Consider the following 12558-nt stretch of genomic DNA (forward strand, 5'->3'; position numbering starts at 1 on the left):
TTGGCTTCCTGGACCCGCATATCCATAATTTGCATCCCTGCTGTTTACGCAATCCAAGGTTCGACAAGCCCTTCGGTTCCCACAACTATTCTACGGTTAACCTGCATTTAGACGATTTGGTGGGTGACGGCGCAACGGCGCCATGCGTGCGCCGTTATGACTTCCGGAACGGAGACCGTGCTTGGACGACCTCGAACGTTGGTGCGGCATCGAATGCACCGTCAGCCGTGTCGGCGACACGTACACCGATCAGCTTCGGCGAACCGGTCACCATGATCGTCTCGACGATCTCGATCGGCTGGCGGCGCTCGGCTTCACCGCGATCCGCTACCCGCTGCTGTGGGAACGCGTGTCGCCGGACTCGCCCGATGTCGCCGACTGGGACTGGTGCGACACGCGGATGGCGCGGCTGCGCGATCTTGGGCTGCGTGTGATCGGCGGGCTGGTCCACCACGGCAGCGGGCCGCGCTACACCAACCTGCTCGACGACGGCTTCGCAACCGGCCTCGCGCGTCACGCTGCGGCTGCCGCCGAACGATATCCGTGGATCGAGGATTGGACCCCGGTCAACGAACCCGTCACGACCGCGCGCTTCTCCGCGCTCTACGGCCATTGGTATCCGCATGCGCGCGATGAGACCGCCTTCTGGCGCGCGTTGCTGAATCAGATCGACGCCACGCGGCTGTCGATGCGCGCGATCCGCGCCGTCACGCCGACCGCGCGGCTGATCCAGACCGACGATCTCGGCCGCGCCTGGGCAACCGAGCCGCTGGCGCAGCGCGCGGCCTTCGACAATCAGCGCCGCTGGATCGGGTGGGATCTGCTGTGCGGCCGCGTGACCAGCGGGCACCCCCTGTGGCGCCGGCTCTGCGCGATCGGATTCGGTGACCGGCTGCGGACCATCGCCGACGATCCGTGCCCGCCGGACATCATCGGGATCAACCATTATCCCACCAGCGATCGCTTCCTCGATCACCGCATCCAACGCTACGCCGGCGAGCCGTGCGCGCTGGATGCCGAACAGCCCTTCAGCGACGTGCCGGCCGTCCGTGCGCTCGATCCGGCTCCCGAGCCCTTCGCTGGTGCGCTGCGCGAAGCGTGGGAGCGTTATGGCTTGCCCGTGGCGCTCACCGAAGTTCATCTCGGCTGCACGCGCGAAGAACAGATGCGCTGGACGCGCCAGGCCTGGAGCGCCGCAACGCAGGCGCGCGCTGCCGGGGTGGACGTGCGCGCCGTTACCGCCTGGTCGGTCTTTGGCTGCCAGGACTGGAACACACTGATCACGCGCCCCGGCGTGTACGAGTCGGGCCTCTTCGACGTCACTGGCGGCATCGTCCGCCCCACTGCGCTCGCTCGACAATGGCAGTCGATTGCTGAGGATGGCGCCGAAGCGGTGGTCGATCAGCCCGGTTGGTGGCAGCGACCCGAGCGGCTGATCTTCGCCCGCGCGCCGCGCGTCGCGGACGCGAGCGGCCACCGCGACCATCGCGTCGACCCGGCCAAGCCGCTGATGATCTGCGGCGCCAGCGGCACGCTGGGGCAGGCGCTGGCGCGTGCCTGCGCCGCGCGTGGCATCGCCTATCGCCTCACGACGCGCGCCGAGTGCGACCTCGGCGATCGCGCGTCGGTCGCCGCCGCGCTCGACCGGATCAAGCCCTGGGCAGTGATCAACGCCACCGGTTGGGTGCGCGTCGACGACGCCGAAGGCGAAGCCGATGCCTGCCGCGCCAGCAATGTCACCGCCGCGCTTCGCCTCGTCACCGAATGCGCGTCGCGCCGCATCCCGGTGGTCGCCCTCTCCAGCGACCTGGTGTTCGACGGCACGCTGGGCCGCGCGTATCTCGAGGATGATCTGCCGCACGCGCTGTGTGTCTACGGCCGTAGCAAGGTCGAGCTTGAAGCCGGCAGCCTCGCCTATGGCTATTGCCCGCTGGTGATTCGCACCGCATCGTTCTTCTCGCCGCACGATCCGCACAATTTCGCCCATGCCGTCGCGCAGGCCTTGAGCGCCGGCGAGACCTTCACCGCCGCCGACGATCAGGTGATGTCGCCAAGCTATGTGCCCGCGCTTGCCGCCGCGGTGCTCGATCTGTTGATCGACGGCGAACAGGGCATCCGCCATCTCGCCAACGATACCAGCCTGTCATGGGCGGACTTCGCCCGGCTGATCGCGCGCGCGCTCGGCCATGACCCGGGTCGTATCATCGGCGTGCCGGGCGTGCAGCTCGGTTGGACGGCGCCGCGCCCGCGCTCGTGCGGGCTGCAGAGCCGCCACGTCGCCTCGCTCGGCCCGCTGACCGCCGCCATCGCCGACTTCGCCGCACACTGGCGCGCGATTCAAACCACGGCCGCCCAGCCCATCCGCGAACAGCAAGCCGCATGACTACCGCGCCTATCCCTCATCATTGCCTCTCCCTCGATCGATCGTGAACCTATGACCGAACTTCAGATCACCCCCGTCACCGACGCCGGCAACGAGGCGCAGCACGCCGCATTGCTCCGCCTCCTGACGCTGCTGCGAACCCGGGAATACGATTTCCTCGCCCCGACGCCGGCTTCGCACGCGCGTATCCTCGCGCGGCCCGATCGCCAGGCCGGCACCACCGTCGCCGATCTGCTCGGCTGGAGCATCCCCTGCGCGCCCGCCGAGATCCCGGCCGACATCATCGTCACACTCGACGCCGCCGGCCTGCTCGATCGGCGGCCCGACGGGATGGTCAAGGCTGGCGTGCGCGTATCCGCACTGTTCGGCTGCCTCTTCGCCCATTCGCCGTATCCGACGAGCGCGCAGGATTCGGTGTTCCTCGGCCCCGACAGCTACCGTTTCGCCGATTACATCTCGCGCACCATTGCCGGGCTGCCACAACCCGCGCGCATACTCGATTACGGCGCAGGGGCCGGGGTCGGCGGGATCGTCGCCGCCTCGCTCCACGGCAATGCGACACTGACCATCGCGGACATCAACCCCAAGGCACTCGCGCTCGCCGCCGTGAACGCGACCGCCGCTGGGATCGACCACCACACCGTCCAGGCCAGTTCGATCGCGGAGGTAGATGGCAGCTTCGACCTCATCGTCACCCACCCGCCGTTCATGATCGACCCCGGCCGCCGCGCCTATCGCGACGGCGGCGATCTGTACGGCGGCCGCCTCTCGCTCGATTGGACGCTCGCGGCGATCCAGAAGCTCGCGCCGGGCGGGCGCTTCGTGATGCACACCGGCGTCTCGATCGTTGGGGGGCGTGACGTGCTGCGCGACGCGCTGCGCGAAGCGATGCCCGCAATCGGCTTCAGCCACGATTATCGCCTGCTCGATCCCGACATCTACGGCGACGAACTCGATACCCCCGCCTATTCCCAGGTCGATTGCCTCGCCGCGATCGGTCTGTGCGTGGTGCGTGAATAGACTCAGGCGGCGCTGCGTTCGCCGGCCAGCCGCTCGTCGCGATCGAAGTGCAGCGTCGCGAACGGCGAGGCGTCGACGCGCGTATCCACCGTCACCGGGATCGACGCCGCCACCTTCTGCGGCTGCGCCGGCGCATAGCGATCGATCATCCAGGCGCAGAAATCGGCGAACCCCTGCGGGTCAGCGGCGGGGCTCGTGTGGTGCGGCGCCAGCCCGAGGTGCGCGGGCGTGAAGCAGAACGTCACCGTCACCTCGAAATCGCTCAGCGCCTCCATCTGCCGATCGAACCAGTCGATCGCGTTCGGCCGGAAGCTGTCCGCCCACGACAGGCCGGTGCGGATATGCCGGGTGCCCAGCCGCTTCATCCACGCCACTGCCTCGTCGAGCCGTGGATCCTCATAGTGGAACCATTGCATCAGCCCGACATCCGCTGCGTGCTTGGCATAGGCCTCGAGCGACGGCTTAGGCGTGCCATCTTCGCGGATCAGCCCGAGGTAGAAATGCCGGTAATACGATGATCCCTCCGCCTCGCGATGCCGCGTCTCGGCGCCCCAGCTCACCGGCAGGTCGAACAGCGAATACCAGAAGATCCGCGGCACGCGGTGCTTCAGCAGCGCCGCCGTCTCGTTGAGCCCGAACACCTGCACTTGTTCGGCCCCGAACGAGCTGACGCCCACTTCGGTCACCCACACCGGCTTGTCGGTCACCGCTTCGATCTCGGCGATCTTGTCGGGCCAGGCGGCGAGCGGCCACAGGTTCCAGTCGAGCGGAAAGCCATGCACCGCTACGGCGTCCACCACGTCGAGCGCGCCATAGCCTTCGAGCCGCCGCAGCCAGTGCGGATCGATCGGAGACATCCCGCCGAGCACGCGAGTCACCGCCGGGTTGACCGCGTGGATCGCACGTCCCGCGCGGATCACATGCTCGGCAAAGCGCGACCAATCGGGGTCGAGCGCCGGGTCCCAATGCGATTTGTTGTTGGGCTCGTTCCAGATCATCGCGGCTTCGATCATGCGTCGCTCCCCTTTGCTGCGCGCGCCGGATAAACCGCCGGCGCCCCCCAATCGCCGTACGGCACCGGCGCTACGCGGCAGAGATACACTTCGTCCTCCGGCCGCGCCTCGATCGTGAAGCCTGCCGCGCGCAGCATCGCTTCGGATCCCGCCCGGTTCGGCGCCCACCAATTGGTCCAGTCGTCGGCATAGCGCCGCTCGATGAAATGCATCTTGGGATATGCCGGCTCGTCGAAGATCGGCGACGGCTCGAACGTGCCCGCCATGTGGAACGGGTGGTTCTCGGGCACGTCGATCGTGTCGTTCGATCCGCGCTGCATCGTCTGGAACAGCAGCATGTCGCGCGTCACATGCTCGCGGATCAGGTCGAGCGCGAGCAACGGGTGCCGCAGATGATAGAAAACCCCCATAAAGATCACGAGGTCGAACCGCTCGCCCAGCGCGGCGACATCGTACACCGAGAGGTTGCGGAACTCGATTTCGCCATACCCCAGCGCGTCGGCCACCAGCCGCGCTTGCGCCAGATAGCGATCGTCGCTGTCGATCCCGACCACCCGCGTAGCGCCCCGCCGCGCCATCTCGACCGAATAGAAACCGGCGTTGCAGCCGATATCGAGCACGCTCTTGCCGCTGAGATCGGTCGGCAGCGCGGCGGCGAACCGCTCGAACTTGAACCGCGGATAATCGCCCAGGAAGTGATCGGGCGCGGTGACCACGCCGTCCCCCAGATCGATATTGTGGAACCACGGCGCGAGCGCCTCCACCCGGGCACGCAACCCGCTCATCGCGGCCGCTCGTTGAGCGACACGACGCGCGCGCCACCCGAATAGACCGCCAGTTCGGTCAGCGACGCCGGATCGACGTCGAACGCCAGCAACCGGTCCGCGTCCAGTCCGAGGTAATGCGCCACGACGCCGCGGATGATGTCGCAATGGCTCACGCACAGCACCGGCGCCGCCCCTGCGACCGCCTCGATGTGCCGCACCGCACGCTTGGTGGCGGCATGCATCGTCTCGCCACCCGGCGTCGCGGCACTTGCGCGCGCCATGTTCCAACGCGCCCAGTCGGGATCGCCATCCAGATCGTCAAACGATCGCCCCTGCCATTCGCCGAAGTCGATCTCGTCGAGCCCGTCCGCCGTCTCGACCGTCACGCCACGCGGTTCGGCAACGATCGCCGCCGTATCCTGCGCGCGCCGACGCGGACTGCTGTAGATCGCGGCCAGCGGCACGTCGACCAGCCGACGCGCCAGTCGCATCGCCTCGGCGCGGCCGGCGGGGTTGATCGGGATCGCCGATCGACCGCTCAGCACCTTGCCCACTTCATCATGGCTGGCGTGCCGCGCGAGGAGGATTGTCGCGCCGCTCAACGCACACACATCGGAAGGATCAACATAGAAGCTTGAACTGGCCAAGAGCATCCATGTTCCAAACAAGTAAGTACAACCCAAGTTGTAGATCCAGATCAATCAAATCGATCAGTGCGATCTGCTGGAACTTAGAAGATGAAGAAGATGTTCTTGGTGGAAGAAGCTTGGTCTGGGTGAATTTTCCGTTCGCTGTCAAGTGAACCGGTCGCTCGACCGTGCGGGAGGGACAATGGAACGGATATTGATCACCGGCGGCGCCGGCTTCATCGGGCGTTTTGTCGCTGACGAGTTGCTGGCGCGCGGCAACGAGGTCCGCGTGCTCGATGCCATGATCGAACAGGTCCATGGCGAGACGGACGGCGCGCAGCTGCTGAACCCCGAAGCCGAGCTGATCCGCGCCGACGTGCGCGACAAGGCGGCCGTGTCGCGCGCGCTCGACGGCGTCGACAGCGTCATTCATCTCGCCGCCGAAGTCGGCGTCGGCCAGTCGATGTACGAGGTCGAACGCTACACCTCCACGAACGACGTCGGCACCGCGGTGCTGTTCGAGGCGCTGATCGACAAGCCCGTGCGCCGCGTCGTCACCGCCTCGTCGATGAGCATCTACGGCGAAGGCCTGTACCGCGACGCCGACGGCGCAACGGTCGAGGATGCCGCGCGCAAGGGCCTGCGTGACGGGCTCGCCAATTGGGAACCGGTCGATGCGCAAGGCCGCCCGTTGACGCCAATGGCGACCCCCGAATGGAAGCGCCCCAGCCTCAGCTCGATCTACGCACTCAACAAGTACGTGCAGGAACGCACCACGCACATCATGGCCGCGCCTTACGGGATGGAGGGCGTGTGCCTCCGCCTGTTCAACGTCTACGGCCCGGGTCAGGCGCTCTCCAACCCCTACACCGGCGTGCTCGCGATCTTCGCTTCGCGGCTGCTCAACGGCCAGCAGCCGATGATTTTCGAGGATGGCGAGCAGCGCCGCGATTTCGTCCACGTCACCGATGTCGCGCGCGCCTTCGCCGATGCGCTCGTGCTGCCGCAGGCGGCCGGCGGCACGTTCAACATCGGCTCGGGCAAGGATCGCTCGGTTACCGAGGTCGCGACCGAGCTCGCCCGCGCGATGGGCAAGAACGACATCGCGCCGCAGATCGTCGGCAAGGCGCGCGTGGGCGATATCCGCCACTGTTTCTGCGACACGTCGTTCGCTGCCGAGAAGCTCGGCTTCACCGCGCGGCAGGATTTCCAGTCGGGCCTCGCCGAGCTTGCCGAATGGGTCGCGCAGCAGACCGCGCAGGATCGCGTCGAACAGATGCGCGCCGAACTCGAAACGCGCGGTCTCGTCGCATGAGCGAGGCGTCGGACACGCGCCCTGTTCTCATCACCGGCGGCGCCGGGTTCATCGGCTCGAACCTCGCCGATCGGCTCGCGTCCGACGGCCATCACGTCATCGTCTACGACGCACTGTCGCGCGCCGGCGTGCAGACCAACCTCGATTGGCTGGTCCAGCGCCACGGCGATCGCATCACGCCGATCGTTGCCGACATCCGCGATGAACCGCGGCTCGCCGACGTCGCGGTGCAGGCGAAGGTGGTGTTCCACCTCGCCGCGCAAGTCGCCGTCACCACCAGCCTCGTCGATCCGCGCGAGGATTTTGCGATCAACATCGCCAGCACGCTCGGCCTGCTCGAAGCGCTGCGCACCCGAGCGCCAACGACTCCGCTGATCTTCGCCTCGACCAACAAGGTCTATGGCGACCTGTCAGATCTCGATTTCGCGCTCGAGGACGACGCCTACCGCCCGGTCGACGCCGCGATCCGCGCGCACGGCATCGGCGAGGCGCGCCCGCTCGATTTCCACACGCCTTATGGCTGCTCGAAGGGCGCCGCGGATCAATATGTGCTCGATTACGCGCGCAGCTTCGGCCTGCGCGCGGCGGTGCTGCGGATGAGCTGCATCTACGGTCAGCGCCAGATGGGTACCGAGGATCAGGGCTGGGTCGCCCATTTCCTGATCCGCGCGCTCGAAGGCAGACCGATCACGCTCTACGGCGATGGACATCAGGTGCGCGACATCCTCGACGTGTCCGATGCCGTCGGCGCGTACGTTGCCGCCTGGCGCAACATCGATGCGGTTGCCGGGCGTGCGTTCAATCTCGGCGGCGGCCCCGCCAATGCCGTTAGTCTACGCGCGTTGCTCGCCTATATCGGAACGCTGATCGGGCGCGATGTAGACATAAGCTACGCCGATTGGCGCGCGGGAGATCAGCGCTATTTCGTCGCCGACACGCGCGCGGCCGAACACGCGCTCGGGCTCGGCGAGAAGGTCGATTGGCACAGCGGCGTTGCGGCGCTCGCGCGCTGGCTGGCGGCAGCGCGCGGCATCAACGCGCCGATCGCGGTCGCGGCATGATGCGACGGTTGTTCCTCACCGCGGACAGCGTCGGCGGCGTCTGGCAATATGCCGTCGAGCTCGCCCGTGCGCTTCACCCGCGCGGCTACCACGTCACGATCGCAACGCTCGGCCCGCCGCCGTCCGATGCACAGCGCCGCACGCTCGGTCCCGACATCACGTTGATCGATACGGGCCTGCCGCTCGACTGGACCGCGCCCGACGCCGCGACGCTCCTCGCCGCCGGCACCGAGATCGCGCGCCTTGCCGAGCAGCATCGCGCCGACATCGTCCAACTCAACCAGCCCGCGCTCGCCGCCGAAGCGGTCTTCGCGATGCCCGTCGTCGCCGCCGGCCATAGCTGCGTCGGCACGTGGTGGCGGGCGATGCGCGGCGACGCGCCCGAGCCTTCCGACATCGCCTGGCAGGCCGATCTGATGCAGCGCGGGCTCGACCGCGCCGACGCGATCGTCGCGCCGAGCCGCGCCTTCGCCGCCGCGCTCCAGTCGCGCTACGCGCTGCCGCGCCTGCCGCACGCCGTCTACAACGGCCGCGCGCCATCCGCCTCCGCCAGCCGCACACCCGAACATGTCGCCTTCACCGCCGGGCGCTTGTGGGACGAGGGCAAGAACCTCGCCACGCTCGATCGCGTCGCCGCGCGGCTGAACGTGCCCTTCCACGCCGCCGGCGCAACCGCCAACGCCAAGGGTGAGTCGGTCGTGCTGCAGCAGCTCGAACTGCTCGGCCAGCTCGACGATGCCGCGATCGCCGATCAGCTGGCAGCCCGTCCGATCTTCGTATCCGCCGCTTGCTACGAACCCTTCGGCCTCGCCGTGCTGGAGGCAGCACTCGCCGGTTGCCCTTTGATCCTCGCCGACATCCCCACGTTTCGCGAATTGTGGGAAGGCGCCGCCGTGTTCGTTGATCCACGCGACGACGCCGGCTTCGCCGCTGCGATCGAGCAACTGATCGCCGACCCGCCAGTGCGGCTCGCCCGCGGCGATCTCGCCCGCCGCCGCGCCGCGCACTTCACCCCCGATCGCTTGGCAACCGCGATGGACGCGCTGTTCGGTGACCTCCTGATGGCCACCAGGCGCCAGGTCGCGGCATGAAGATCGCCTATTTCACGCATTCGCTGGCGTCGTGCTGGAACCACGGCAACGCCCATTTCCTGCGCGGCGTGCTGCGCGATCTGATCGCCCGCGGCCATGACGTGCGCGCGCTCGAACCCACCGGCAACTGGAGCCTCGCCAATCTGCTCGCCGATGCGGGCGAGGCGGGCCTCGACGCCTATCGCGCCGCCTATCCCGAGCTGACTTCCACCAGCTTCGATCCCGCCGCCGATCCGGCCGAACTGATCGACGACGCTGATCTGGTGATCGTCCACGAATGGAACGAGCCAGCGCTCGTCGCCGCGATCGGCGCACTGCGCGCCGCCGGCGGGCGCTTCACCTTGCTGTTCCACGATACGCACCACCGCGCCGTCAGCGATCCCGAAGCGATCCGCGCCTTCGACCTCTCGGGCTACGACGGCGTGCTCGCGTTCGGCGAAACACTGTCCGACGTGTATCGCCGTTGGGGCTGGGGCGACCGCGTGTGGACCTGGCACGAGGCCGCCGACACCCGCCTGTTCCATCCCCCGGCGCACGAAGGCGAGCGCAAGGGGCTCGTCTGGGTCGGCAATTGGGGCGATGGCGAACGAACGCAGGAGATCGAGGATTTCCTCCTCCGCCCCGCGCGCGATGCTGGCCTGTCGCTCGACATCTACGGCGTGCGCTACCCGGACGAAGCCAAGGCGCTGCTCGCCCGCTACGCCGCCAATTATCGCGGCTGGGCGCCCAACGCCCGCGCCCCCGAAATCTTCGCGCGTCACCTCGCGACCGTCCACGTGCCGCGCCGCTACTATTCCACGATCCTCCCCGGCATCCCCACGATCCGCGTCTTCGAAGCGCTGGCGTGCGGCATTCCGCTTGTCTCCGCCCCGTGGGACGACGCCGAGCATCTCTTCCGCCCGGGCGCGGACTATCTCGTCGCCACGAACGGCACGGAGATGACGCGCCACCTGCGCGCGCTGTGCAACGATCCCGACCTCCGTGCCGCGCTCGTCGCCGATGGCCTCGCCACGATCCACGCTCGGCACACCTGTGTCCACCGCGTCGACGAGCTGCTCGCGATCGTCGCGACGCTCGCGCTGCCCACGCCCGCAAGGACAGTCGCATGAAGATCGCATTCTACGGCTCCAGCCTGCTTTCCTCCTACTGGAACGGCGCCGCCACCTACTACCGCGGCATCCTGCGCGATCTCGCGGCGCGCGGCTACGACATCACCTTCTACGAGCCCGACGCGTTCGATCGGCAACAGCATCGCGACATCGATCCGCCTGAATGGGCACGCTCGGTCGTCTATCCCGCCACCGAAGCCGCGATGCGCGGCGTGCTGGCGGAGGCACGCGCGGCCGATATCGTCGTCAAGGCCAATGGCGTCGGCGTGTTCGATCGCGAACTGCTCGAAGGCGTGGTCGCGCACGCCCGTCCCGGCGCGCTGCGCATCTTCTGGGATGTCGACGCCGCCGCCACGCTGGACGAGATGCGCGCCGATCCCGCGCATCCGGTGCGCGCCGCGCTGCCCGATATCGATATGGTGCTCACCTACGGCGGCGGCCCGCCGGTGGTGAACGCTTATCGCGAGTTCGGCGCCGCAGTGTGCGTGCCGATCTACAATGCGCTCGATCCCACGACGCACTTCCCGGTCGATCCCGATCCGCGCTTCGCCTGCGATCTCGCCTTCCTTGGCAATCGCCTGCCCGATCGCGAAGCCCGCGTGGAGGAATTCTTCCTTCGGCCTGCGGCATCGCTCCCCGAACGCCAGTTCCTGATCGGCGGCAATGGCTGGGAAACCAAGTCGATGCCCGACAACGTGCGCCACCGCGGCCACGTCTACACCGCCGAGCACAACGCCTTCAATTGCACCCCCAAGGCCGTCCTCAACGTAGCGCGCGACAGCATGGCGCACGTCGGCTTCTCGCCCGCCACACGCGTCTTCGAGGCCGCTGGCGCCGCCGCCTGCCTGATCACGGACGCCTGGGAAGGGATCGAGCAGTTCCTCGAACCCGATGTCGAGGTGCTCGTGGCGCGCGACGGGCAGGATGTCGCCGATCACATGGCTGCGCTCACGCCCGAGCGGGCGACATCGATCGGCCGCGCCGCGCTCGCTCGTGTGCTCGCCGATCACACCTACACGCTGCGCGGCGCGCAGGTCGATCGCCTGTTCAAGGATCATGCGCAGCGCCAGCGGGAGGCCGCATGAAGCTCGTCGTCCTCGGGCTCAGCCTGTCGTCCGCCTGGGGCAACGGTCATGCGACCACGTTCCGCGCGTTGCTGAAGGCGTTTGCCGCGCGCGGGCACGACATCCTATTCCTCGAACGCGACGTTCCCTGGTACGCGACGCAGCGCGACCTCGCCGATCCGGCCTATTGCGAGCTCGCCTTCTACACCGATCTCACCGATCTCGCGCGCTGGACCGCCACGATCGCGCAGGCGGATGCCGTGATCGTCGGCTCCTACGTGCCCGAAGGCGTCGCGGTCGGCCGTTTCGTGCAGAAGACCGCGCGCGGCGTCACCGCCTTCTACGATATCGACACGCCAGTCACGCTCGCGAAGCTCGCGCGCGGCGACTTCGAATATCTCTCGCCGCAGGGCATCCCCGGATACGACATCTATCTGTCGTTCACCGGCGGCCCGACGCTCGACCTGCTGGAGCAGCGCTACGGAGCGCCAGCCGCGCGCGCGCTCTACTGCTCGGTCGATTCGGCGCTCTACGCACCGACGGGTGAGCCCAAGCGCTGGGATCTGTCCTACCTCGGCACCTACAGCCCCGATCGCCAGCCGACGCTCGATCGCTTGCTGCTGGAGCCTGCCCGCGCATTGCCGCAGTACCGCTTCGTCGTCGCCGGGCCGCAATATCCCGCCGACATCGCCTGGCCCACCAATGTCGAGCGGATCGAGCATCTGCCGCCCGCCGAGCACGCCGCTTTCTACTCCGCCTCGCGCTTCACGCTGAACGTGACTCGCGCGGACATGATCGCCGCCGGCTGGTCGCCGTCGGTGCGGCTGTTCGAGGCCGGCGCGTGCGGCACGCCGATCGTGTCGGACGCGTGGGAAGGCCTCGATCAGCTGTTCGCGCCCGATCGCGAAATCCTGATCGCGCACGATACTGCCACCGTCATCGCTGCGCTCACCGGCGCGGACGCGACCGCGATGGGGGAGGGCGCGCGCGCCCGCGTGCTCGGCGCGCATACCGCGGCGCACCGCGCGGCCGAACTCGACGCGCATCTCGCCGAAGCCGCTGCGGCGCGCCGGCTGGCGGGTGCGGCATGACCGACGATCCGCCTT

11 protein-coding genes are annotated in these 12558 nt (G+C 68.1%); 8 read left to right on the plus strand and 3 right to left on the minus strand.

Annotated elements, in window-relative coordinates; all coding sequences use genetic code 11:
* The first annotated feature begins 181 nt into the window (after positions 1–181).
* Both LLW23_RS08635 and LLW23_RS08640 read left to right on the plus strand, forming a co-directional pair.
* Positions 182–2383: a sugar nucleotide-binding protein gene (locus LLW23_RS08635; protein WP_228948382.1), complete on the plus strand. Its 2202-nt coding sequence runs from the start codon at positions 182–184 to the stop codon at positions 2381–2383.
* A 51-nt stretch (positions 2384–2434) separates the two neighbouring features.
* The gene (locus tag LLW23_RS08640) at positions 2435–3403 is read left to right on the plus strand and encodes a methyltransferase (protein ID WP_228948383.1); all 969 of its coding nucleotides are present in this window, start codon (positions 2435–2437) and stop codon (positions 3401–3403) included.
* A 2-nt stretch (positions 3404–3405) separates the two neighbouring features.
* On the opposite strand, the gene LLW23_RS08645 is transcribed toward LLW23_RS08640, so the two are convergent.
* The 3 genes from LLW23_RS08645 to LLW23_RS08655 are packed head-to-tail and all read right to left on the minus strand — an operon-like array spanning position 3406 to position 5836.
* Positions 3406–4416, minus strand: coding sequence for a glycosyl hydrolase (locus LLW23_RS08645; protein ID WP_228948384.1), 1011 nt, complete (start codon positions 4414–4416; stop codon positions 3406–3408).
* Positions 4413–5201, minus strand: coding sequence for a TIGR04290 family methyltransferase (locus LLW23_RS08650; RefSeq protein WP_228948385.1), 789 nt, complete (start codon positions 5199–5201; stop codon positions 4413–4415). Before LLW23_RS08650 ends, LLW23_RS08645 begins: the two co-directional genes overlap by 4 nt.
* On the minus strand, positions 5198–5836 hold the full coding sequence (locus LLW23_RS08655) for a histidine phosphatase family protein (protein WP_228948386.1): 639 nt from the start codon (positions 5834–5836) through the stop codon (positions 5198–5200). The genes LLW23_RS08650 and LLW23_RS08655 overlap by 4 nt, the downstream gene beginning before the upstream one ends.
* 178 nt (positions 5837–6014) lie before the next feature.
* On the opposite strand from LLW23_RS08655, the gene LLW23_RS08660 reads away from it, so the two are divergent.
* Genes LLW23_RS08660 through LLW23_RS08685 form a run of 6 tightly spaced genes read left to right on the plus strand, consistent with a single transcriptional unit; the run spans position 6015 to position 12543 of the window.
* The gene (locus tag LLW23_RS08660) at positions 6015–7127 is read left to right on the plus strand and encodes an SDR family NAD(P)-dependent oxidoreductase (protein ID WP_228948387.1); all 1113 of its coding nucleotides are present in this window, start codon (positions 6015–6017) and stop codon (positions 7125–7127) included.
* Positions 7124–8188, plus strand: coding sequence for an SDR family NAD(P)-dependent oxidoreductase (locus LLW23_RS08665; protein ID WP_228948388.1), 1065 nt, complete (start codon positions 7124–7126; stop codon positions 8186–8188). Before LLW23_RS08660 ends, LLW23_RS08665 begins: the two co-directional genes overlap by 4 nt.
* The gene (locus tag LLW23_RS08670) at positions 8185–9279 is read left to right on the plus strand and encodes a glycosyltransferase family 4 protein (protein ID WP_228948389.1); all 1095 of its coding nucleotides are present in this window, start codon (positions 8185–8187) and stop codon (positions 9277–9279) included. Before LLW23_RS08665 ends, LLW23_RS08670 begins: the two co-directional genes overlap by 4 nt.
* Positions 9276–10388, plus strand: a complete 1113-nt coding sequence (locus LLW23_RS08675; protein ID WP_228948390.1) for a CgeB family protein — start codon at positions 9276–9278, stop codon at positions 10386–10388. The genes LLW23_RS08670 and LLW23_RS08675 overlap by 4 nt, the downstream gene beginning before the upstream one ends.
* Positions 10385–11473: a CgeB family protein gene (locus LLW23_RS08680; RefSeq protein ID WP_228948391.1), complete on the plus strand. Its 1089-nt coding sequence runs from the start codon at positions 10385–10387 to the stop codon at positions 11471–11473. The genes LLW23_RS08675 and LLW23_RS08680 overlap by 4 nt, the downstream gene beginning before the upstream one ends.
* Positions 11470–12543: a CgeB family protein gene (locus tag LLW23_RS08685; protein ID WP_228948392.1), complete on the plus strand. Its 1074-nt coding sequence runs from the start codon at positions 11470–11472 to the stop codon at positions 12541–12543. The genes LLW23_RS08680 and LLW23_RS08685 overlap by 4 nt, the downstream gene beginning before the upstream one ends.
* Positions 12544–12558: the final 15 nt, after the last annotated feature.

The organism is Sphingomonas radiodurans, from assembly GCF_020866845.1.
Lineage (GTDB): Bacteria > Pseudomonadota > Alphaproteobacteria > Sphingomonadales > Sphingomonadaceae > Sphingomonas > Sphingomonas radiodurans.